Raw genomic sequence first — 20,539 nt, 5'->3', positions numbered from 1 at the left:
TTCTCTGATGCATCCTCTGATGCATCACCATCGCTGTTGCGTCATGTCCTGAACGGACGTCAGCTCTTGGATGCCTTCTTCACCAGGATCACGACCACCGCCGCCAGCGCCACCACCAGCAGCGCCTTGATGACGAAGGTCATCAGTCCGAAGACGAGGCCCACGATGGCGGAGAGCACCCACCAGGCCACGATGATCGCCAGAATCGGGACCACGATGTTGCGCACCCAGCTGGGGAGTGCCTTCCACAGTTCCGTCATGATGTCCGTCCTCCCCCTCGGGTGTCCTCGTTACGTCTTCGATCGTACGGGCCGATCGCCCGCCCCCGAAGAGTTCCTGCCCCTGAGAAGACCCGGATAAGACCCTGATCAGGCCTCCCTGAGCACCAGGGTCAGGACTAGGGGATCAGGCCTCCGGCGGGGAGAAGACCACCAGGACCCGCAGGTCCTCGCTGATGTGGTGGAAGCGGTGCGGCACCCCGGCCGGAACGTAGACGACGCTGCCCCGCCCCACCGTCGTGGTCTCGTCACCCACCGTGATCGCCCCGCGCCCGCTGACCACCACGTAGAGCTCGTCCTCGCGGTGCGGATTCTGGGTGTCCAGCTGGCCGGCCTCCAGGGCGTAGAGCCCGGCCGACATATTGCGTTCGCGCAGGAACTGCAGGTAGGCGCCCTCGTTGGCGGCACGCTCGGCGTCGAGCTCGTCCATCCGGAAGACCTTCATGGAGCCATGATGGCAGTCCGGAGATCGCCCGGTGTCGACACGTGCCAACATGTGCCGACGCGTGCCGAGACGTATCAAGCTGTGACACTGACATGACCGTCCGGGACTACCGTCTCCCCGCACGGACTGCAACGATCACCGCATGATGAAGTTCGCTCTCAAGACCCTGATCAACGCGGCAGCCATCTGGGTGGCCGCCGCGCTCGTCCAAGGCATTCACCTGACCGCGGCCGACTGGCAGCACCAGGCCTTGACCGTGGTCCTCGTGGCCCTCGTCTTCGGCGTGGTGAACTTCTTCATCAAGCCGCTGGTCAAGCTCTTCTCACTGCCGCTGTTCCTGCTCACTCTCGGCCTGATCACCTTCGTGATCAACGCGCTGATGCTCTGGCTGACCTCCTGGACCTCGGGCAAGCTCAGCCTCGACTTCCACGTCGACGGCTTCGTCCCGGCCCTGCTCGGCTCGCTGATCATCAGCATCGTCGCCTGGGCACTGCACCTGGTCGTCCGCGACGACGACTGAGGTCCGGCGAATCCGGCAACTGGAGCACGGCTGCAGTCCGACCGGGGCTCCGGCCGGAGCCCCGACCGCATTGCGCTCGCCGGCCCGTCCGCTCAGGACTGCTGGCGGATCAGCTCCAGCTGACGGTCCAGGTCCGCGGCCGTGTGCTCCTGGCCCATCGGGAGCACACGGTCGGTGCGGCCGAGGAACGCGATCAGCGGGATCGCGGCGGAAAGCAGCACCGCCATGCCGTCGGGGGAGTGCAGTTCGATGCGGACGTCCATGAAGTCCTCGTCCTCCCCCGGCACCGGAAGCACCCGGACGTCGCCCTCGCCGGTCGGGCGGGTGATCCCGTCCAGCAGCAGCTCGCGGCCGAAGACCCAGGTCACCGGCGGGTCGCCGGGAAGGTGGAACGTGAGCCGGACCGCGAAGGGGTCGGCGGGGTCGTAGGCGAGCTCGACATGGGTGTCGAAGGCAAGGTCCTCCGACACCAGCAGACTCATCACCAACTGGCCTTTGACCAGGCTCTGCATCTTCATTGCGGTACCTCTCGATCCCCGACGTCCGTACGGTACTGCGTATGGGAACCATGCTCTCTTCGTCCCCATTCGCTACCAAGGGCGAAGTTTTCAGATGGTGAACGACAGCCGGTCCATCACCGCCCCGACCCGCACGGCGAGCCGGTCGGCAGCTGCGGAGAGCCGATGCGCCTGAGCGACCGGCAGTGACAGACCGATGGTGCAGAGCGCGGCGCCGACCATGATCGGTACGGCCGCGCAGACCACTCCTGGCAGGTACTCCTGCTGCTCCAGCACCGGACGGGCCGGGTGGCGGGCGTCCAGTCTGCGCAGCAGGACGGTCGAATCGGTCACCGTGCGCCGGGTCAGCGACTGCGGACGGTGACGTGAGAGGTAGTCAAGGCGTCCCTCTCGGTCGAGTTGGCCGAGAAGGCACTGTCCGACGGCGTGGGCGTTGCCGGTGACGCGGAAGTCGGCCCACTCCTCGACGGCCGGAACGCCCGGCCCCTCGGAGACGTCGACGACCTCGATCGCGCCGTCGCGGTAGGTGGCGAAGTAGGTGGCCGCGCCGAGTTCGTCGCGCAGCCGGTCCAGGGCGGTGGCGATGGCGTCCCGTCCCTGGCAGGCCTGGTGGTCGCGGCCGAGCGAGCCGACCGCCTCGCCGAGGACGTACTCGCCGTCGACTCGGCGCAGATAGCCCTCGTGGGTGAGCGTCCTGAGCAGGTGGTACGTGGTGGCGAGGGGGAGCCCCGCCTGACGGGCGAGCTGTTTGGCGGTCGCGCCGTCGCCCTGGAGAGCCACGGCCTCCAGTAGACGGAGCGCGCGCTGGACCGACCCGATCAAGGTCGGCGCGGCCTTCTCCGTCGCCATCGCTACCCCTCCAACCGCCGGACATATGCCATTTGGACGCAACTCCTCCACATAATGCCCTTCAGATCACAGTAATGTCTCGCACCCCAGACGGAGCAGCACCCCCGCCAAACGGCGGGGGTGGAAATTTGACCTGGACTTAACCTGCGCACTACGGAAGCAGGTTCGGGTTTCGCTGGATGTCACCTGCGGCACACTCCAGTCGTGGTGGCACAGCACGCTGCAGGAGCAACGCGACACGCGGTACGACACGCCGAGCGACGCGGGGACGCGCCCGCGGATCCGCCCATGGGGCCGCGCTCGGCCCCGCCCTCCGACCCACTCCGACCGCCTCGCGCCGTCCGCTCGCCCGCCCGGCACGGGGTCCGCCCGGTGGTCAAGCGCACCGCCCGCGCGATCCTGCTGGACCAGGGGCCCGACGGCCTGGAACTGGTCATGATCAAACGGACCAAGCCCGGCAAGCCGCCCTACTGGATCACCCCGGGCGGCGGGATGGAGCCGACCGACGCCTCCGTGGTGGCCGCCCTCCACCGGGAGCTCTCCGAGGAACTGGGCGGCAGTGCGCGCGACATCGTCCCCGCCTTCGTCGACACCGTCTCCCACACGCACCACGAGGACGGCAGCGAGCTGCACCCGCGCGGGGTGAAGATCCAGCACTTCTTCGTCTGCCGCCTCGCCTCGATGGACCCCTCCCGCCGCCACGGGCCCGAGGTCGACGAGCCCAACGGCGAGTACGAGATCGTCCGGCTGCCCTTCACCCGCGAGGGCGTCACGGCTGTCAACGTGGTGCCGCCGTCGCTGCGGGCCTACCTCGCCGCCAACATCGAAGGCGTGACCGCCCTCCTCGCAGACGACCTCGGCGACCTCGGCACCTGAGCACCTGAGCACCTGAGCGCCTGACGGGCGCTCAGGTATCCAGCTCGGCGCGGACTCAACCGCCGGACGGGTCGAGGTCGTCGTGGATCCGCTCGGCCGGGACACCTGCGCTCAGCAGCATCGCGCGCACCCGGCGGATCATCGCCGACGGTCCGCTGACGCATGCCTCGTACCCCTCCCACGGGCCGAACCGGGCCAACACCTCGGGCACCATGCCGCGTTCCCTCTCCGTGGCCGGCTCCGCAGCGTGGGCCTCGGTGTCGGCGTCGGTCTCGGCGATGTCGGCGTTGTCCTCCATGCCTTCCATGCCTTCCATGCCTTCCGTGGCCGCCGTGGCCGCCGGAAGCGCCTGCAGTGCGGCGGCCGACGTCGACGAGGGCCCGAGGAAGTCGGTCGCCTCCGACAACGACGTCCGCACCGTCAACCACGGCAGCGCCCGGTCCAACTCGCGCAGCGCGGCCTCCGCGTAGCAGTCCTCGGCGCGGCGCGCGCCGTAGAAGACCTCGACGCTGCGGCGCGTCCCCGCCTTGGCCAACTCCTCGACGATGGCGATGATCGGGCCGATCCCGGTACCGCCGCCGACCAGCAGCAGCGGCTCGGGCGCAGCGGGATCGACCACCATCGAGCCCGTCGGCGGCCCCAGCCGCACCACGTCGCCCGGCTGCGCCCGCTGCACCAACGCGTTGCTGACCCAGCCCGCCGGGACGGCCTTGACGTGGAACCGCAGCAACCCCTGCTCGCCCTCGGGAGCGGACGCCATCGAGAACCGCCGCCACACCCGCGGCCACCAGGGCACCTCGATGTCCGCGTACTGCCCGGCCCGGTACGGATAGGGCTGGTCGGTGCTGAGCGTCACCACGGCCACGTCGCGGCCGACCTGCTCGACGGAACGCACCTCCCCCTGCCACCAGGCCGGTGAGGTCTGCGCGTCCCGCGCCGCCGCGGCCATCATCACCTGGGTGACCACCCCGAACACCTTGGTCCAGGCCCGACCGGTCTCCGCGGTCCACTCCCGTCCGCAGTAACGTTCCAGCGCCGCGAGCAGTGCGGCGCAGACCGGCGCGTAGTGCTCGTCCCGCACCCCGTACTTGCGGTGGCTGCGGGCCAGCCGCTCCAGGTACTCGACCAGCTGCGGCGGATCGTCCGCCGCCCGCCCGGCCGCCAGCAGCGCGCGGAACAGCCGGTCCCGGTGCACGTCCATCGCGGCCGGGAAGAGCGCCCGCAGCTCCGGACGCTGCAGGAAGAGCACGGCGTAGAAGTGCGCCGTGGCCCGGTCGGCGATCGGCTCGATCTGACTGAGGCTCCGTCGGATCAGCACGATGTCCTGCGGCGTCGGCCCGACCGCACCCCCCGGACCACCTCCGGGGCCGCCCGCCGGACGGGCGGGAGTACTGATGCCGGACGCGACCGCCTCGGCCCCGCGCGCCAGGGCGGCCCGCCGCTGACGGGACGCCAGCGGCACCACCGCAACCACTGATCCCGGCAGCGGAGGCGGAGGCGGAGGCAGCGGAGCCGTCGAGATCCCGGACGGGACGGGCAGCGGGGCGGGAACGATCGGCACCGGCGGCACCGGCTGCACCGGAGCCGCGGGCACCGCCCACGCCCGGCTCCACGCATCGTCAGGCCCGGCGGCCCAGTTCAGCGCGGGCGCATCGGTGATCATCGGGCTGTAGTCCGGCCGCAGCGCCAACTCCTGCCCCGGTCCGGGCATCCCCGCGTCCTGCGACTCGGCTGCCTCGAGCCCGGGCTCGAACCCCGGCTGGGGCTCGAGCTCAGGCCCTGCCGTCGTCCCGGCCTGCGGGCCCGACTCCGCCTCCTGTTCCAGGAACACGGGCTCCCGGAACAGGAGTTCCGAGACGTCCGCCGTCGGCGGGCGGGACAGCTCCAGAGCCGCCTTGGACGGCCCGGGAGTGACCTTGACCTCGTCCACCCGCCTGTCCGCCCGGAGCTGTCGGCGAGGACGACCGTTTCGATTGAGAGCGCTTCCGATCGACACCTGGGGGTTCTCCCGTCGGATCCGTGCTGCTCTCCGGAGAGTGGCATGGCTGCACAGCTGATCCGACTAATAGCGGCAAGAAGGGGGCGCATCCGCCCCCTGCGCGCTACGCTGCCGCGCGCGCCCGCTCCAACGCCTCCGTCACCTCCTGTCCCAGGCGCCGCTTGGCCCGCGCACCCACGGCGGTCCAGACGGGTTCGCCCTGCTGAAAGAGCATCATGGTCGGCATCGACAGAACCCCGTAGGCGGACTGCGTGCCACCGTTGGCATCGACGTCGATCGTCACCACCCGAAGCTCCTCACGTCGCTCCGCGGCGAGCTCGGCCAGCACCGGCGCCATCATCCGGCACGGCGGGCACCACGCCGCCGTGAACTCCACCAGCACCGGCTTCGCGCTCCCCAGCACCTCGGCCGCGAAGTCCGCGTCGGTCACCTCGGTGACCAGCTCACTCGTCCCCGCCATCAGTCCACTCCCTCTCGCTCGTCCTCGTCATGTGCCTTGCGCTGCTCACTGTCCTCGGCCTCACTCCGCGGCGAGCTCGCACCGGGCCGGCGACGGCTGCTCCGCCGTCACCGCGACCTCGGCGCGGGCCAGCTCGGCTCCCACCTGGTCCCGCACCTCGCGCAGGCGGTCGATGCACGCGTCCAGCTCGGCCAGCTTGCGGCGGTAGACGTCGAGCGAGGCCGGGCAGGAGTCACCGCTCGGGTGCCCGGCGCGCAGGCACTCGACGAAGGGCCGGGTCTCCTCCAGCTCGAAACCGAAGTCCTGGAGCAGCCGGATCTGCCGCAGCAGCCGCAGGTCGTCCTCGTCGTAGCTGCGGTAGCCGTTGCCGCCGCGACGCGCGGTCAGCAGACCGCGCGTTTCGTAGTACCGCAGCGTCCGGGTCGTCGTCCCGGCCCGCCGTGCCAGCTCACCGATGCGCATGTCCCCGACGGTAGACCTTGCCCCTGACGTCAACGCCAGCACACGGTTCCGAACGCGGGCGCGGGCGTGCGGGCGGGCGGGCGGTTCCGACGGCGCGGGCGCGCGGGTCGGCTCAGCTCAGGCGCGAGGTGTTCGCCCGTGCGCTCTGCTGCAGGATCGCCGGGAGGGTCAGCTCCGCATACGTCGCGTTCATCGCCGCGACCAAGGCGTCGGCGTCGTCCGGGTGGGCAGCCAACTGCGCGTCGAACTCCCGGAGGTAGTCGCCGGTGAAGGCGAGCACCCGCCGCGCGTCGTCGTCCTGGCCGGGCGCGCGGTGACCGGCAATCAGCCGCTCCGGGCCGAGGCCGCGCACGGTCTCGAGCCCGGCGAGCCAGTCGGAGCGCTCCTCGGGCGTGGTCTCGGCGGTCCAGACATGGGTGCCGTTGAAGACCACGTCACCCGCGATCACCGTCTTCGCCCCCGGAACGTGGACGACGGTGGACGCCTCGCAGTCGCCCTGACCGATGGCCAGCACGTGCACTTCCGCGCCGTCGACCCGCAGCGTGTCCGCAGGCAGCGGGCCGGGGACGATCGGCGCGGAGGTCACGTCGTCCCCGAAGACCTGCCGCCACTGAGCCACCTTCGCCAGCCCGGTCCGGGTGATCGCGTCGATCACCTCCGGGTCCGCGTAGACGGGCGTGCCCGGGAAGAGGCGGAGCACCTCCTCGGTGCCGAAGTAGTGCTCCGCGTGCGGATGGGTGATCACGATCGCGCTGAGCGTTCGCGCCCTTCCGGCGATCCATTCGGCAAGCTCACGGCCGGCACTCCGGGTGAGCTGGGTGTCCACCAGCACGGCATGCTCCGGACCGAGGACCAGCGACGAGGTGGCGAAGTACGCTCCCTCGGGCCCGGTGAACACGTCGACCTCGACGTCGGCCTCAGCCTTCACGTAGGCCTCGGCCACGTCCTTGTCCGGGTCCTTGTCCGCGTCCTTGTCCGGAGTGCCCTCGGTGTCCGGGGTGTCCTTCGCCATCGCCCAGCCTCTTCCAGCTCGTCCCAGCCGCCAGCTCGCCCCAGATCACAGCCGTTCGGCAGCCAACGCGGACACAGGTCCATCGGCATCATGGCAAATTCCGCCCGTTTACCAGGGATTTCACCACTTCTCGGCGCGCCAGCCCGCCGAGTCGACCGCACCGGGAGTGGGCCCGTCGAGCGGGTACGGCTCGCGGGTCAGCACAAAGGTGCCCATGTCCAGGTGGCTGATCGCGGCTTCCCCTCCGGCCCCGGCTGCCGACTCGGCGCCGCGCACCACGCGCATCGTCTCGCCGTGCCAGTAACCACCGGTCACCGTCCAGGTGTCGCCGTCCCAGGTCTGCCCGTCGGCCGGACGCAGCAGCGAGACCCGCTCGCGCGGCGCGGCCAGCTGAACCAGCTCCAGCTCGTTCTCGCCGACCAGGCGCAGTCCGCACGCGGTCGGCCCCCAGTACCAGGGACCGGTCAGCGCCAGCACCGCCGGATCGTAGGAGGTCAGCGGACGCCACGGCTCGGGGAAGTCCGGCTCCCGCTCGGCGACGATGCCGACCAGGTCGGCGGCGAGCTCGCTGACACTGAAGTTGGGGGCCGAGGTGGTGTTGGTCAGCACCACCGCGCCCAGCCGCTCCGCCGGGGCAATCCACAGCGCGGCGAGGAACCCGGGCATGGACCCGGTGTGCCCGGCCAACGCCACCCCGCCGGCGTGATCCAGCGCCAGGCCGAGGCCGTAACCGCCCTCGCCCGGGGCCTGGGGCTCACGCATCTCGGCGAGCGTGGCCGCCGACAACACCCGGTCGTCCCCCGCCGAGAGGAAGGCGGCCCAGCGGAGCAGGTCGTCCACGGTGGACCAGAGCTGTCCGGCCGGAGCCATCCGCCCGGTCTGCGGCAACGGCTCGGCCAGGATCACGTCTGCCCACGGATGCACGGCCCAGCCACCCGCATGCGGCGCCTCCGGTACGGCCGTGGTCCGCCGCATGCCGAGGGGGTTGAGCACCTCGCGGTGGAGCACGGTGTACCAGTCGTCGCCGCGCAACCGCTCCACCAGCGCGCCCAGCAGGCCGAATCCGACATTGGAGTAGTGGAACACCCGCCCGGGCTCGTGCCGGAGCGGCGGCTCCTGCAGCAGGTCCGCCAGCTCGGGACGCAACGACCCATCGGTCCGCTCCCACCATGGCCCCGGCGGCTCCGCCGCCAGTCCCGAGGTATGCGCGAGCAACTGGCGGACGGTCAGCTCCCCGGCCCCCGGACCGACGTCCGGCAGGTGCTCACCGAGCCGGTCCGACAGGCGCAGCAGGCCCTCGTCACGCAGGCGCAGCACCAGCACCGCCACAAAGGTCTTGGTGATCGAGCCGATCCGGAACTGCACGTCCGTGGTGGGCGCACGCCCGTCGACCATGCTGCGCACCCCCCACCAGAGGCGCTCCCCGCTACGCAGCACGCCTGCGACGACGCCGGGCAACCGCCCATCGCGCTGGGCCAGGGCGATCCGGTGGGCAAGAGCACGCCGGGTCTCCGGCAACAGGTCGGTGAAGTCGTCGTCACCGACGACATGACGAGAGTGAGTCTTCGACGTGGGCATGCGCCGACGCTAACGCCCTGGGGGCGGCCTCCGGAAACGAATTGCCGCGATGCCGTTCAAGATCGTCAACTGTCACACGTGTGACAGTTGACGATCTTGGTCGGCGCCCTCGACCCCACTCACCACCTGGTTCAATCCGCAAACGCCACCAGCACGTTGAGTTCCACCCGCAACCGCTCGGCCTGCTCATCACGCCCGGCCCGCTCGCACGCCGCCACGGCGGCCTCCCGCTCGGCAACCTCCGCCCGCACGATCGCGCGGACATCCGCCTCCGTCAGCACCCGCCGAGCAACCTCCGCCACTCCGACCCCGGCCGGAGTCGCCTCGATCGCCGACGACTCCCGCGGTCCGCCCTCCACCAGTTCCGCTCCGGGCCGCTCGACCGCCTCCGCGTTCTCGATCGCCCCCAACGTCGCCCGCACCACGGATGCGGCCACCCGGTCCCGGCCCTTGATCGCCACCGTCAGAGCGTCACGCAGCCGCTGCCGAACCGGCACCACGGTCTCGTTCGTCGTCATCCCGGGACGCTACCGCGTAGCCGGGACCGCGAGCAGCGCATTTTCCTCCGCCACACCCAGGGCCACGTTCAGGCACGGCTGCATGACCACCTGCGTACCCTGACTGTGCGACGACGCATGGTCCGACTTCGCCAACGACCGGGCGGAGCAACGCCAGTGGACCTCTGCTGCATCATGTCGGTGAGCGACCGCACCAAGGCACTGCCGTGGTTCGAGGCGTTCTTCGGACGCCCCGCAGACAAGGTCATCGGCGAGACGCACTGTGGCAGGTCGGCCAGAACGTGAGGATCGATCGCGCACCGATGGGATTCCCGCGCCGCGCTGGTCTATACGCCGGACACCCACGAACGGAAGGCTAGGCCATGCGGAAGCTGATCTACGGCATGAACCTGACCCTGGACGGCTACATCGCCGCGGCCGGCGACGACATCGGCTGGAGCGGACCGCCGAGCAACGAGCTGTTCCAGTGGTGGCTCGACTTCGAGCAGGCGAGTGGCCTGTCGCTGTACGGACGCAAGCTATGGGAGACGATGAGCTCCTACTGGCCGACGGGCGACCAGCAGCCCAACGCCACCCCGGCGGAGATCGAGTTCGCGCGGAACTGGCGGGACACGCCGAAGGTGGTGTTCTCCTCGACGATCGGCAAGGTCGACTGGAACACCCGCCTGGTCACCGGCGACGCGATCGCCGAGATCACCCGGCTCAAGGCCGAGGACGGCGCCCCAATGAGCATCGGCGGCGCAACGCTCGCCGGGGCGGCCATGCGCGCCGGGCTGATCGACGAATACGCGATCGCCGCCCATCCGGTCCTGGTGGGCAGTGGTACGCCGTTCTTCACCGCGCTGGACAGCTGGGTGAACCTGAACCTGGTGGAGACCCGGACGCTTCCCGGCGGCGTGGTCCTGACCAGGTACGAGACGAGGCGCTGAGCAGCTGCGCGTCTCAGCTCTGCGCCATGTCCACGAACCGCGAGTAGTGACCCTGGAACGCCACCGTGATCGTCGCCGTGGGACCGTTACGGTGCTTGGCCACGATCAGGTCCGCCTCACCGGCGCGCGGGGACTCCTTCTCGTACGCGTCCTCGCGGTGCAACAGGATGACCATGTCCGCGTCCTGCTCGATAGAGCCGGACTCACGCAGGTCGGAGACCATCGGCCGCTTGTCGGTGCGCTGCTCCGGACCACGGTTCAGCTGTGACAGCGCGATGACCGGCAGCTCCAACTCCTTGGCCAGCAGCTTGAGGTTTCGGGACATCTCCGAGACCTCCTGCTGCCGACTCTCGGCCCGCCGGGAGCCGCCGTTCTGCATCAGCTGGAGGTAGTCGATGACCACCAGCCTCAGGTCGTTGCGCTGCTTGAGCCGACGGCACTTGGCCCGGATCTCCATCATCGACAGGTTCGGCGAGTCGTCGATGTAGAGCGGCGAATCGTTCAGGTCCTGCATCCGCCGCGCCAGACGGGTCCAGTCCTCGTCTGTCATCGCGCCCGTACGCATGTGGTGCAGCGCGACTCGCGCCTCCGCCGAGAGGAGACGCATGGCGATCTCGTTGCGCCCCATCTCCAGGGAGAAGAAGACGCTCGGGATCTTGTGACTGATCGAAGCAGAACGGGCGAAGTCGAGCGCCAAAGTCGACTTTCCCATGGCGGGTCGTGCCGCGACCACGATCATCTGGCCCGGGTGGAGCCCGTTGGTCAGCGAGTCGAGGTCGGCGAAGCCCGTTGGGACGCCGGACATCTGGCCGCTGCGGGAGCCGATGGACTCGATCTCGTCGAGCGCGCCCTCCATGATGTCGCCGAGGGGGGCGTAGTCCTCGTTGGTGCGCTGCTCGGTGACCGCGTAGATCTCCGACTGGGCGCGGTTGACGATCTCGTCGACGTCGCCCTCCGCCGCGTAGCCCATGCCGGCGATGCGGGTGCCGGCCTCTACCAGGCGGCGGAGCACCGCGCGCTCGTGGACGATCTCGGCGTAGTACTCGGCGTTGGCAGCTGTCGGGACCGAGTTGACCAGGGTGTGCAGGTAGGACGGGCCGCCGACGCGGGTGATCTCGCCGCGCTTGACCAGCTCGCTGGCGACCGTGATCGGGTCGGCCGGCTCACCGCGAGCGTAGAGGTCAAGGATGGCGCCATGGATCAGCTCGTGCGCCGGGCGGTAGTAGTCGCCGGGCTTGAGGACCTCGACGACGTCCGCGATGGCGTCCTTGGAGAGCAGCATGCCGCCCAGGACGGACTGCTCGGCGGCGATGTCCTGCGGCGGAACGCGCTCGTAGGCGGCCTCCTCCGCGCTCCTGCCGGCGCCGGAACCAGAACCGGAGCCGAAGGACGAGCCGCCGTCACGGCCACCCCGCCTGTCGCGGTCGCGGTCGCCGCCACCGCCGCCGGACCCGCCGTCGGGCCGACGCGAGAACGGCAGCCGGTCACCCGCACCGCCGGAACCCGACGCGGAGGCCCCGGAAGGGGACGGGGACCAGTCGTCGTCCGGCGGCGGAGGGACGTCGTCAAAGCCACCGTCGTCGTACGGTGCCCCGCTCATCGGTGCCGCCCTCCCGTGCCTGAACTGCCGTGCCCGAACCCTGCCGTGTCGGCACCTGCCGACACGGCTCCGGCCGCCGTGGAGGCAGCCGTAGCGCTCCATTCAACGGCACCGGTCTGACAATGGCCAAGACGGTTATCCACAGGGCATGTGGATGAAGGCGCATCAACTGTGGACAACTGCCCGGATCCTGTGCACGACGCGGGGGACAACCTGTGGACAACCCTGCGAACATCTGTCGCCACCGGCACTGACCTGCAATGATTGCCCCCATCGCCTGTGCAGGAGAAAAACTTCACAACACGCCCGAAGATCATGACAAACGGTGTACAGGCGACTGCACGGCGCAGCGGAGCCCCGCTCCCCGTAATGAGCAAAAGCACATTGAACCTATTACCTGTGGATGACTACGGTAGGACCATGCGACTGCGCCCCCATGACCGGGAGATTCTCACCCTCGCCGTCCCGGCCTTCGGCGCACTCATCGCCGAACCGCTCTTCCTGATGGCCGACTCCGCCATCGTCGGCCACCTGGGCACGGCGCAACTGGCCGGTCTCGGCGTCTCCGCGGCGCTGCTGGCGACGCTGGTCAACGTCTTCGTCTTCCTCGCCTACGCCACCACCTCTGCCGTGGCCCGCCGGATCGGCTCAGGCGACCGTCGGGCCGCCGTCCAGCAGGGCATCGACGGGGTCTGGCTGGCGCTGCTGATCTCCGTCGTGGTGGTCGCCGCGGCCGTGCCGCTCGCGCGCCCGATCGTCGACCTGTTCGGCGCCTCATCCAGCGCCGCGCCCTACGCCGTCGACTACCTGCGGATCAGCAGCTTCGGCATCCCGGCCATGCTGATCGTCCTGGCCGCCACAGGAGTGCTGCGCGGCCTGCAGGACACCCGCACCCCGCTGGTCGTGGCCGTGGCCGGCTTCTCCGCCAACCTGCTGCTCAACCTGGGCCTGGTCTACGGCGCGGGCCTGGGCATCGAGGGCTCGGCGCTCGGCACGGTCGTCGCCCAGTGGGGCATGGCGGCTGCCTACCTGACGGTGGTCCTGCGCGGCGCCCGCCGCACCGGCGCGAGCCTGACCCCGGACCTGGCCGGGATACGTGCCAGTGCCACCGCCGGAGCCCCACTGCTGGTACGGACGTTGAGCCTGCGCGCGATCCTGCTGATCGCCACTGCGGTCGCCGCCCGGCTCGGCAACACCGCCATCGCCTCGCACCAGATCGCCATGTCGCTGTGGAGCTTCCTCGCCTTCGCCCTGGACGCGATCGCCATCGCCGGACAGGCCCTGATCGGCCGTTGCCTGGGCGCTGCCGACGCGGCGGGCGCACGGGTGGCCACCCGGCGGATGGTGCAGTGGGGCGTCGGCACCGGCGTGGTGCTGGGCAGCCTGCTGATCGTCGCTCAGCCGCTCTACCTGCCGCTGTTCACGGCCGATCCGGCGGTCCAGCGCCAGCTGCTGCCGGTGCTGGTGGTGGCGGGGGTGATGCAGCCGGTCTGCGGCGTGGTCTTCGTGCTGGACGGCGTGCTGATGGGTGCGGGCGACGGACCTTACCTGGCCTGGGCGATGCTGGCGACGCTGGCCCTGTACGCGCCGGTGGCGCTCGCTTACGGCACGCGGGGGCTGGTCGGCCTCTGGGCGGCGATCGGCTTCGCCATGGTGGTCCGGATGGTCTCCATGGCCCTCCGCGCCCGCACCGGCGTCTGGCTGGTCACCGGCGCGGTCCGGGCTTGAGGCAGGACAACGTCCCCAAGGCAGGCATGCAAAAGGGGCGCGGGGTGGAAACCCCGCGCCCCTCTCGTTTGAGCTTCGCTCAATTGAGCAATCGTCAGGCGGCGACGACGTTGACGCTGATAGCAGCGGCAACCTCGGGGTGCAGCTTGACGGTGACCTGGTGGGCACCGGTGGTCTTGATCGGCGAGCCGATCTCGACGCGGCGCTTGTCGACCAGCGGGCCGTCGACGGCCTTGATGGCCTCGACGACGTCGCCCGGGGTCACCGAGCCGAACAGACGACCGGCGTCGCCCGCACGGACGGCCAGCTTGACGCTGAGCGCCTCGAGCTTGGCCTTGACCTCGTTGGCCTGGTCCAGAGTCTGGATCTCGTGGATCTTGCGGGCGCGACGGATCGCGTCCACGTCCTTCTGGCCACCCTTGGTCCAGCGGATGGCGAAGCCACGCGGGACCAGGTAGTTGCGGGCGTACCCGTCCTTGACCTCGACGATGTCGCCGGCGTTGCCGAGACCCGAGACCTCGTTGGTGAGGATGATCTTCATGATTCGGTCACCCTCCTATTCAGCGAGCGGTCGAGGTGTAGGGCAGCAGAGCGACCTCGCGGCTGTTCTTCACAGCCGTGGCCACGTCGCGCTGGTGCTGGGTGCAGTTGCCGGTGACCCGGCGGGCGCGGATCTTCCCACGGTCGGAGATGAACTTGCGAAGCAAGTTCGTGTCCTTGTAGTCGACGTAGGTGATCTTGTCCTTGCAGAAGACGCAAACCTTCTTCTTGGGCTTGCGCACGGGCGGCTTCGCCATCGTGTACTCCAGTGTTCGTGATCAAGTCGTGGTGCAGCGCGCCCGAAGAATCGGGGCGCCGCGGTACTGAGCGCTGCTTAGAAAGGAGGCTCGTCCGAGTAGCCACCGCCGCCGCCGGCCGGGGCACCCCAGCCGCCGCCGCTTTGCTGACCGCCGCCCTGCTGACCGCCGCCCGCCGGGGCGCTGGACGCCCAGGGGTCGTCGGCCGGGCCGGACTGCGGGGCGCCTCCGCCCCAACCGCCGCCGCCCTGCTGGCCGCCGCCGCCGTAACCACCGCCCTGCTGACCGCCGAAGCCGCCACCACCGCCGCCACCGGAGCGCTGGGCCCGGGTGACCTTCGCGGTGGCCGAGCGCAGGCTCGGACCGACCTCGTCGACCTCGACCTCGAAGACGGTCCGCTTCTCGCCTTCCTTGGTCTCGTACGAGCGCTGGCGCAGACGGCCCTGCACGATGACGCGCATGCCGCGCTGCAGCGACTCGGCCACGTTCTCCGCGGGCTGCCGCCAGACGTTGCACGTGAGGAAGAGGCTCTCGCCGTCCTTCCACTCGTTGGTCTGGCGGTCGAAGGTGCGGGGGGTCGACGCGATGCGGAACTTCGCGACGGCCGCACCCGACGGGGTGAACCGCAGCTCAGGGTCGTCGACAAGGTTGCCGACAAGGGTGATGACGGTCTCGCCTGCCATGTTCGACCTCTCGGAGAAGACGTGCGCGGGATTACGGGTGGTGCGGTGCTACCAGGACGTGCCTCCCGGGCCTTGCGGGCCCGTGGAAAGCAGCGATGCTCAGTGGGTGTCCGGGCGCAGGACCTTGGTGCGCAGCACCTGCTCGCTCAGGTTGAGCTGACGGTCCAGCTCCTTGACGACAGCAGGCTCAGCCTTGATGTCGAGCACGGAGTAGATGCCCTCGGACTGCTTCTTGATCTCGTACGCCAGGCGACGGCGTCCCCAGGTGTCGACCTTCTCCACCGAGCCGCCGCCGGTGCGGACGACGTTGGCGAAGGTATCGATCAGCGGGGAGACAGCGCGCTCTTCGACCGACGGGTCGAGGATCACCATGACTTCGTAGTGACGCATTGTGGAACCCACCTCCTCTGGACTTATGCGGCCACGGTCTTTCCGTGGCAGGAGGGTCTTCAATACACGTCAGCAACAGTAGTGGCCGCCACTGACAACGCCGTCCCGTGACGGCGACAAAAACCGTGCCAGGGATGACAATGCCGGATACGACCACACCGGTGCAGACGGTCCAGCCTACAGGCACCCGATCGGGGGCTTGTAATCCACCCCCGTATCGCCGCAATCTGTACACATCGGGTATGGACCGCACTACTGTGCGTAGTCAAACGGCTCCCGAGCATGACCTCCCGAAGGAGGCTGTCCCATGGCTCAGTCAACAGGCCAGCAGCAGCTCGCCCACCGGAACCCGCTGGCAGCCCTGCTGAACACCGACGGCAAAGCGCATCCCCTGGAGAACACGCTCACCGCGGTGACCGCCGTCCTCGGCATCATCGCCATCGCCACCTGCGCCTTCCGCGGCCTGCACGTACTGGCGTCCTGGGCCGGGCTGGTCGGTGTGATCACCGCGGGTGTCGCGCAGTACAAGTCGGCGACCACCGCCGAGCGGTTCATCATCGTGGTCTTCGGCGGCGCGGCAGCGGTCGGCCTCGGCATCGGCCTGGCCCATGGCGGCCTCATCCCCTAGCCAACCCCGGCCAGGCCACTGACCGGCGGTTACCCGTCGGTCACGGAAACCGCCTGGGCCGACGGCGGGACACCACCCGCACCGCCCGTCGGCTCTATGGGGTGCTCCTGCTGGGCAGTAGGCTGCGCACTTGACGCGATCCATGCCCGAGGAGCACCCCCACATGAGCCTGCGCCTGAGGACCATCAGCCGCGAGGAGCACCTGGCCTTCATCCGTAGCCTGCCCTCCGCGAGTCACATGCAGGTGCCCTCGTGGGCAGACGTCAAGGCGGAGTGGCGCAACGAGAGCATCGGCTGGTTCGACGACCGCGGCCAGATCGTCGGCGCGGGCCTGGTGCTCTACCGGCAGCTGCCCAAGGTCAAGCGGTACCTCGCCTACCTGCCCGAGGGCCCGGTCATCGACTGGTTCGACCCGAACCTCGAGGGCTGGCTGCGCCCGATGCTGGACCACCTGAAGGGCAAGGGCGCCTTCACGGTGAAGATGGGCCCGCCGGTGATCATCCGCCGCTGGCAGGCGGAGACCATCAAGAACGCCATCGCCGCGGGCGAGGCCAAGCGGCTGCGCGACATCGAGGCGGACTGGTACGAGCCGCGCGCCATCGACACCGCGGACCGGCTGCGCCGGATGGGCTGGCAGCAGGGCGAGGACGGCGGGGCCGGCTTCGGTGACGTCCAGCCGCGCTACGTGTTCCAGGTGCCGCTGGCCAACCGCTCGCTGGACGACGTACTGAAGGGCTTCAACCAGCTCTGGCGGCGCAACATCAAGAAGGCGGACAAGTCCGGCGTCGAGATCGTCCAGGGCGGCTACGACGACCTGCCGGTCTTCCACCAGCTCTACCTGGAGACGGCCGAGCGCGACCAGTTCATCCCGCGCCCGCTGTCCTACTTCCAGCGCCAGTGGACCGCGTTGGCCGCTGAGGACCCCAACCGGATGCGCCTGTACCTGGCGTACCACGACGGGGACGCGCTGGCCGGGACCACGATGATCACGGTCGGGCAGCACGTCTGGTACTCCTACGGCGCCTCCACGGTGCACAAGCGCGAGGTGCAGCCGAACAACGCGATCCAGTGGCGGATGATGCGCGACGCGTACGCGCTCGGTGCGACGGTCTACGATCTGCGCGGCATCAGCGACACGCTCGACGAGTCGGACCACCTCTTCGGTCTGATCCGGTTCAAGGTGGGGACCGGCGGCCAGGCGGCGGAGTACCTGGGCGAGTGGGACTTCCCGCTCAACAAGCTGCTGCACAAGGCGCTCGACATGTACATGCAGCGTCGCTGACGCCGACGCCAACCCCACGCTCGCTCGCAACGATCCCGGAAGGCCCCTCCCATGGCGCTCAGTCTCTACGTGGACACCCCTCGCTGGCGTGACCACCAGCGCAAGGTGCTGGGGGCCTTCCCCGGCCTGGTTCCGGTCGCCAAGGGCAACGGCTACGGCTTCCGCAACACGCGTCTGGCGGAGGAGGCCACCCGCCTGGGCGCCGACATGCTGGCCGTCGGCACCGCCTACGAGGCGGCCGAGCTCAAGGACATGTTCGGCCGCGACCTGATCGTGCTGACCCCGTACCGGATCGGCGAGGACCCGGTCCCGCTGCCGCACCGGGTGATCCGCACGGTCGGCACGGTCGAGGGCGTCCGCGCCCTGGTCGGCGGCCGGGTGATCGTGGAGTGCATGACCGGCATGCGCCGCCACGGCGTCGCGCCCGAGGACCTGGCCAAGCTCCGGATGGCCGTCGACGACGTGCGCCTCGAGGGATTCGCGGTGCACCTGCCGATGGACCGGCCTGACGGCGTCGACCCGCTGGCCGAGACCGCGCGCTGGGTGGACCAGCTGCGCACCGCCGGGCTGCCGCTGCGGACCTTGTTCGTCAGCCACCTCAGCGCGTCGGAGATGGAGCAGCTCCAGGGTTGGTACCCGGAGGTCAGGTTCCGGGCGCGGATCGGCACCCAGCTCTGGCTGGGCGACCACGGCGCGATCGACTCCCGCGGCACGGTCATGGAGGTTCACCGTCTCGCCAAGGGCGAGCGCTTCGGCTATCGCCAGCACCGGGCCTCCGGCGACGGCCACCTGCTGGTGGTCGCGGGCGGCACCGCACACGGCGTGGGCCTGGAGGCCCCGAAGAACATGAGCGGCCTCACCCCGCGCGCCAAGAACCTGGCTCGCGCTGGCCTGGCCACGCTGGGCCGCAACACCTCGCCATTCAGCTGGAACGGCAGCAAGCTCGCCTTCGCCGAGCCCCCGCACATGCAGGTCTCGCTGCTATGGGTCCCGGGCGAGGTCGCCCCGCCCGCGGTGGGCGAGGAGCTGAAGGCCACGCTGCGGCACACCACCACGCTCTTCGACCGGGTCGTCGACCAGCACTGAGCCCAGGTAGCGGCTGCTGCGAGCAACGGCAGTTCAGTTCAGTTCACCAGGCACGACAAAAACGGACCAAGATCATCAAATGTCACGCGTGTGACACTTTCCGATCTTGGTCCGTTCGGCGTTCACCAGGCCATGCCGGGCGAAGGCCCTACGCGCCGGGGTCGACAGCCGTCCCGGTGGCGAAACTGGTCGGCCCGGCCGGGCCGGCCGACTGCCGCGCGGCGGCGGGCTGCACCTTGACGCCGCTCAGCGTGAAGACGTCACCCGCGCCGTCCAGCACGCCACCTGACGGGTCATCACTGCCGTCCACGCGCACCGGATCCCAGGACGGCAGCAGGATGTCGCGGATGATCATCACCGACATGAAGAGTGTCCCCATGATGTGGACGGCCACGGCAGCGTGGTACCAGTCCATCGGCAGACCCTTCTGGGCCGTGCTGGAGGTGTAGGCGAGGTAGTACCAGATCCCGAGGAAGTAGAGCACCTCGCAGGTCTGCCAGATCAGGAAGTCGCGCCACCGCGGCCGGGCCAGCACCGCCAGCGGCACCAGCCAGAGCACGTACTGCGGCGAGTAGACCTTGTTGGTCAGCACGAACGCCGCCACCACCAGGAAGGCCAGCTGTGCGAAGCGCGGACGCCGGTGTGCTCCCAGCGCCAGCCAGGCGATGCCCAGGCAGCAGAGCCCCAGCAGCACGGCCGTCAGCGCGTTGACCGTGCCCGTCGAGACGTTGAGCCAGCCGTTCTGCGACAGGATCAGCCAGAACGAGCCGAAGTCCACGCCACGGCTCTCACTGAACGTGTAGAAGGTGGCCCAGCCGCTGAAGTTGGCCACCATGAACGGGATGTCGACCACCAGCCAGGCCACCGCCGCGCCCACGAAGGCCTGCCAGAACTCGCGCATCCGGCCCGCCCGCAGGCAGAGCAGCAGCAGCGGGCCCAGCAGGAAGACCGGGTAGAGCTTGGCCGCCGTCGCCAGGCCCAGCAGCACACCCGCCCAGACGGGGAAGCGACGCGACCAGAGCGCCATGCCCACCGCGGTCAGCGCCACGGCCAGCAGGTCCCAGTTGATCGTCGAGTCCAGCGCCAGCACCGGCGCCAGCGCGAAGAGCAGCGCGTCCCAGGGACGCCGACGGTGCGTCCGCGAGACGGCGACCACCGCGACGACCGCGCAGATCATCAGCATGCCCGCGTTGACCAGCCAGAACATCTGCTCGCGGTACATCTCCGCGCCCGTGCCCGGAGTCAACGCAGCTGCGGCCCACATGAAGACGCCCGTCAGGACCGGGTACTCCAGGTACTGCATGCTGGGGTCGGTCGAGCCGGGGATCTTGTCGACGTAGGGGATGTTGCCGGGCAGGTTGAAGCCGCGCAGCGAGAAGAGGTGCGGGACGTCGCTGTAGCAGGCGTGGTCGTACTGCGCGGTGGCGCCGAAGAACCAGCCGCTGTCATAGCAGGGCACCTTCTGGATCATGCCGAGCGCGAAGATCACGATCGTGAGCACGGCCAGCATCCGCGCCGCCGACCACCAGCCGACGCCCAGCAGGGCGCGGCGTCCCGGCGGCCCGCCGAACAGCTCGCTGCCCACCGCCGCGACCGGGTCCTCGTCGGCGGGCACCACCACGGTGTCCTCCGGCGGCGGGACCGGCAGACGGGGCTGCGGCCGCCGGTGCGCGGCAGCGTCGTCGTCCGCCGTCACCTCCGAGCCGTGCGACGGGCCCTCGGGCGCGGGCGAGCCGACTCCAGCATCCCCGTCGGGGGAATCCCCATCAGGAACGTCGGCCTCGTCGGCCTGGTGGTCACTCGACGTCATACCGCTCATCCTGCCGCACGATCCTTTCCTCAGGTTGTGGACAACGCGCTGCGGCCCCGACCCGTAGGGGGTCGGGGCCGCAGCGTACCTG

General features: G+C 69.9%; 23 protein-coding genes. 7 read left to right on the top strand and 16 right to left on the bottom strand.

Going from position 1 to position 20,539, the window contains the following annotated elements:
- Positions 1–59: 59 nt before the first annotated feature.
- Together ABH928_RS11840 and ABH928_RS11835 are read right to left on the bottom strand one after the other, a co-directional pair.
- Positions 60–260, bottom strand: coding sequence for a DUF5326 family protein (locus ABH928_RS11840; RefSeq protein WP_196193289.1), 201 nt, complete (start codon positions 258–260; stop codon positions 60–62).
- A 145-nt stretch (positions 261–405) separates the two neighbouring features.
- Complete coding sequence (locus ABH928_RS11835; RefSeq protein ID WP_370065109.1) at positions 406–723, bottom strand: cupin domain-containing protein; 318 nt, start codon at positions 721–723, stop codon at positions 406–408.
- 142 nt (positions 724–865) lie between these two features.
- On the opposite strand from ABH928_RS11835, the gene ABH928_RS11830 reads away from it, so the two are divergent.
- Entirely contained in the window at positions 866–1,243 is a 378-nt protein-coding gene (locus ABH928_RS11830) for a phage holin family protein (RefSeq protein ID WP_370065107.1), read from the top strand.
- Between the two features lie 92 nt (positions 1,244–1,335).
- On the opposite strand, the gene ABH928_RS11825 is transcribed toward ABH928_RS11830, so the two are convergent.
- Positions 1,336–1,755, bottom strand: coding sequence for an SsgA family sporulation/cell division regulator (locus tag ABH928_RS11825; RefSeq protein ID WP_370065526.1), 420 nt, complete (start codon positions 1,753–1,755; stop codon positions 1,336–1,338).
- A gap of 96 nt (positions 1,756–1,851) precedes the next feature.
- Positions 1,852–2,610 carry an IclR family transcriptional regulator gene (locus ABH928_RS11820; RefSeq protein WP_370065105.1) on the bottom strand — a complete coding sequence of 253 codons (759 nt, stop codon included), beginning with the start codon at positions 2,608–2,610 and terminating at the stop codon, positions 1,852–1,854.
- 372 nt (positions 2,611–2,982) lie between these two features.
- On the opposite strand from ABH928_RS11820, the gene ABH928_RS11815 reads away from it, so the two are divergent.
- Positions 2,983–3,486 carry an NUDIX domain-containing protein gene (locus tag ABH928_RS11815; RefSeq protein ID WP_370065103.1) on the top strand — a complete coding sequence of 168 codons (504 nt, stop codon included), beginning with the start codon at positions 2,983–2,985 and terminating at the stop codon, positions 3,484–3,486.
- Between the two features lie 55 nt (positions 3,487–3,541).
- Here ABH928_RS11815 and ABH928_RS11810 read toward each other — a convergent pair whose 3' ends face one another.
- The 6 genes from ABH928_RS11810 to ABH928_RS11785 form a co-directional block, all read right to left on the bottom strand.
- A complete protein-coding gene (locus ABH928_RS11810; RefSeq protein WP_370065101.1) occupies positions 3,542–5,416 on the bottom strand; it encodes a globin domain-containing protein in 1,875 nt (624 codons plus the stop codon).
- Positions 5,417–5,588: 172 nt separating this feature from the next.
- Positions 5,589–5,945: a thioredoxin gene (trxA, locus tag ABH928_RS11805; protein ID WP_370065100.1), complete on the bottom strand. Its 357-nt coding sequence runs from the start codon at positions 5,943–5,945 to the stop codon at positions 5,589–5,591.
- A gap of 60 nt (positions 5,946–6,005) precedes the next feature.
- On the bottom strand, positions 6,006–6,407 hold the full coding sequence (locus ABH928_RS11800) for a MerR family transcriptional regulator (protein WP_370065098.1): 402 nt from the start codon (positions 6,405–6,407) through the stop codon (positions 6,006–6,008).
- Positions 6,408–6,519: 112 nt separating this feature from the next.
- The gene (locus tag ABH928_RS11795) at positions 6,520–7,419 is read right to left on the bottom strand and encodes an MBL fold metallo-hydrolase (RefSeq protein ID WP_370065096.1); all 900 of its coding nucleotides are present in this window, start codon (positions 7,417–7,419) and stop codon (positions 6,520–6,522) included.
- Positions 7,420–7,539: 120 nt separating this feature from the next.
- On the bottom strand, positions 7,540–8,997 hold the full coding sequence (locus ABH928_RS11790) for a serine hydrolase domain-containing protein (protein WP_370065094.1): 1,458 nt from the start codon (positions 8,995–8,997) through the stop codon (positions 7,540–7,542).
- Positions 8,998–9,128: 131 nt separating this feature from the next.
- Positions 9,129–9,515: a hypothetical protein gene (locus ABH928_RS11785; RefSeq protein ID WP_370065092.1), complete on the bottom strand. Its 387-nt coding sequence runs from the start codon at positions 9,513–9,515 to the stop codon at positions 9,129–9,131.
- A 362-nt stretch (positions 9,516–9,877) separates the two neighbouring features.
- Here ABH928_RS11785 and ABH928_RS11780 point away from each other — a divergent pair, with 362 nt between their 5' ends.
- Positions 9,878–10,444: a dihydrofolate reductase family protein gene (locus tag ABH928_RS11780; RefSeq protein ID WP_370065090.1), complete on the top strand. Its 567-nt coding sequence runs from the start codon at positions 9,878–9,880 to the stop codon at positions 10,442–10,444.
- A gap of 13 nt (positions 10,445–10,457) precedes the next feature.
- On the opposite strand, the gene dnaB is transcribed toward ABH928_RS11780, so the two are convergent.
- Positions 10,458–12,044, bottom strand: a complete 1,587-nt coding sequence (dnaB, locus tag ABH928_RS11775; protein ID WP_370065088.1) for a replicative DNA helicase — start codon at positions 12,042–12,044, stop codon at positions 10,458–10,460.
- Between the two features lie 420 nt (positions 12,045–12,464).
- Between dnaB and ABH928_RS11770 the strand changes: the two genes are divergently transcribed.
- Entirely contained in the window at positions 12,465–13,772 is a 1,308-nt protein-coding gene (locus ABH928_RS11770) for an MATE family efflux transporter (RefSeq protein ID WP_370065086.1), read from the top strand.
- 94 nt (positions 13,773–13,866) lie between these two features.
- On the opposite strand, the gene rplI is transcribed toward ABH928_RS11770, so the two are convergent.
- From rplI to rpsF, 4 genes are all read right to left on the bottom strand, one after another.
- The gene (gene rplI / locus ABH928_RS11765; protein WP_370065084.1) at positions 13,867–14,313 is read right to left on the bottom strand and encodes a 50S ribosomal protein L9; all 447 of its coding nucleotides are present in this window, start codon (positions 14,311–14,313) and stop codon (positions 13,867–13,869) included.
- A gap of 19 nt (positions 14,314–14,332) precedes the next feature.
- Entirely contained in the window at positions 14,333–14,569 is a 237-nt protein-coding gene (gene rpsR / locus ABH928_RS11760) for a 30S ribosomal protein S18 (protein WP_030254746.1), read from the bottom strand.
- Between the two features lie 77 nt (positions 14,570–14,646).
- The gene (locus ABH928_RS11755; RefSeq protein ID WP_370065082.1) at positions 14,647–15,252 is read right to left on the bottom strand and encodes a single-stranded DNA-binding protein; all 606 of its coding nucleotides are present in this window, start codon (positions 15,250–15,252) and stop codon (positions 14,647–14,649) included.
- A 99-nt stretch (positions 15,253–15,351) separates the two neighbouring features.
- Entirely contained in the window at positions 15,352–15,642 is a 291-nt protein-coding gene (gene rpsF / locus ABH928_RS11750; RefSeq protein ID WP_370065080.1) for a 30S ribosomal protein S6, read from the bottom strand.
- 307 nt (positions 15,643–15,949) lie between these two features.
- Here rpsF and ABH928_RS11745 point away from each other — a divergent pair, with 307 nt between their 5' ends.
- The 3 genes from ABH928_RS11745 to ABH928_RS11735 all read left to right on the top strand — a co-directional run bounded on the left by ABH928_RS11745 (position 15,950) and on the right by ABH928_RS11735 (position 18,638).
- On the top strand, positions 15,950–16,270 hold the full coding sequence (locus tag ABH928_RS11745; protein WP_370065078.1) for a hypothetical protein: 321 nt from the start codon (positions 15,950–15,952) through the stop codon (positions 16,268–16,270).
- A 163-nt stretch (positions 16,271–16,433) separates the two neighbouring features.
- Positions 16,434–17,552: a lipid II:glycine glycyltransferase FemX gene (locus ABH928_RS11740; protein ID WP_370065076.1), complete on the top strand. Its 1,119-nt coding sequence runs from the start codon at positions 16,434–16,436 to the stop codon at positions 17,550–17,552.
- 51 nt (positions 17,553–17,603) lie between these two features.
- Positions 17,604–18,638 carry an alanine racemase gene (locus ABH928_RS11735; RefSeq protein ID WP_370065074.1) on the top strand — a complete coding sequence of 345 codons (1,035 nt, stop codon included), beginning with the start codon at positions 17,604–17,606 and terminating at the stop codon, positions 18,636–18,638.
- Positions 18,639–18,786: 148 nt separating this feature from the next.
- Here ABH928_RS11735 and ABH928_RS11730 read toward each other — a convergent pair whose 3' ends face one another.
- Positions 18,787–20,448, bottom strand: coding sequence for a glycosyltransferase family 87 protein (locus ABH928_RS11730; protein ID WP_370065072.1), 1,662 nt, complete (start codon positions 20,446–20,448; stop codon positions 18,787–18,789).
- Between the last annotated feature and the right edge of the window lie 91 nt (positions 20,449–20,539).

The sequence above is a fragment of the Streptacidiphilus sp. MAP5-3 genome (genome assembly GCF_041262505.1).
In the GTDB taxonomy this organism is placed as follows: domain Bacteria; phylum Actinomycetota; class Actinomycetes; order Streptomycetales; family Streptomycetaceae; genus Streptacidiphilus.
The sequence above is the reverse complement of the archived record's forward strand: the minus strand, read 5'-3'. Positions and strand labels throughout refer to the sequence as shown.

Bases quoted from the DNA above. Each gene is read 5' to 3' on its own strand.
- ABH928_RS11840 (WP_196193289.1), bottom strand. From the start codon at position 260: ATGACGGAACTGTGGAAGGCACTCCCCAGCTGGGTGCGCAACATCGTG.
- ABH928_RS11770 (WP_370065086.1), top strand. From the start codon at position 12,465: ATGCGACTGCGCCCCCATGACCGGGAGATTCTCACCCTCGCCGTCCCG.
- dnaB (WP_370065088.1), bottom strand. From the start codon at position 12,044: ATGAGCGGGGCACCGTACGACGACGGTGGCTTTGACGACGTCCCTCCG.
- ABH928_RS11825 (WP_370065526.1), bottom strand. From the start codon at position 1,755: ATGCAGAGCCTGGTCAAAGGCCAGTTGGTGATGAGTCTGCTGGTGTCG.
- ABH928_RS11780 (WP_370065090.1), top strand. From the start codon at position 9,878: ATGCGGAAGCTGATCTACGGCATGAACCTGACCCTGGACGGCTACATC.
- ABH928_RS11735 (WP_370065074.1), top strand. From the start codon at position 17,604: ATGGCGCTCAGTCTCTACGTGGACACCCCTCGCTGGCGTGACCACCAG.
- trxA (WP_370065100.1), bottom strand. From the start codon at position 5,945: ATGGCGGGGACGAGTGAGCTGGTCACCGAGGTGACCGACGCGGACTTC.
- ABH928_RS11745 (WP_370065078.1), top strand. From the start codon at position 15,950: ATGGCTCAGTCAACAGGCCAGCAGCAGCTCGCCCACCGGAACCCGCTG.
- ABH928_RS11835 (WP_370065109.1), bottom strand. From the start codon at position 723: ATGAAGGTCTTCCGGATGGACGAGCTCGACGCCGAGCGTGCCGCCAAC.
- rpsR (WP_030254746.1), bottom strand. From the start codon at position 14,569: ATGGCGAAGCCGCCCGTGCGCAAGCCCAAGAAGAAGGTTTGCGTCTTC.
- ABH928_RS11795 (WP_370065096.1), bottom strand. From the start codon at position 7,419: ATGGCGAAGGACACCCCGGACACCGAGGGCACTCCGGACAAGGACGCG.
- ABH928_RS11740 (WP_370065076.1), top strand. From the start codon at position 16,434: ATGAGCCTGCGCCTGAGGACCATCAGCCGCGAGGAGCACCTGGCCTTC.
- ABH928_RS11800 (WP_370065098.1), bottom strand. From the start codon at position 6,407: ATGCGCATCGGTGAGCTGGCACGGCGGGCCGGGACGACGACCCGGACG.
- ABH928_RS11820 (WP_370065105.1), bottom strand. From the start codon at position 2,610: ATGGCGACGGAGAAGGCCGCGCCGACCTTGATCGGGTCGGTCCAGCGC.
- rplI (WP_370065084.1), bottom strand. From the start codon at position 14,313: ATGAAGATCATCCTCACCAACGAGGTCTCGGGTCTCGGCAACGCCGGC.
- ABH928_RS11755 (WP_370065082.1), bottom strand. From the start codon at position 15,252: ATGGCAGGCGAGACCGTCATCACCCTTGTCGGCAACCTTGTCGACGAC.
- ABH928_RS11730 (WP_370065072.1), bottom strand. From the start codon at position 20,448: ATGACGTCGAGTGACCACCAGGCCGACGAGGCCGACGTTCCTGATGGG.
- ABH928_RS11790 (WP_370065094.1), bottom strand. From the start codon at position 8,997: ATGCCCACGTCGAAGACTCACTCTCGTCATGTCGTCGGTGACGACGAC.
- ABH928_RS11830 (WP_370065107.1), top strand. From the start codon at position 866: ATGATGAAGTTCGCTCTCAAGACCCTGATCAACGCGGCAGCCATCTGG.
- rpsF (WP_370065080.1), bottom strand. From the start codon at position 15,642: ATGCGTCACTACGAAGTCATGGTGATCCTCGACCCGTCGGTCGAAGAG.
- ABH928_RS11785 (WP_370065092.1), bottom strand. From the start codon at position 9,515: ATGACGACGAACGAGACCGTGGTGCCGGTTCGGCAGCGGCTGCGTGAC.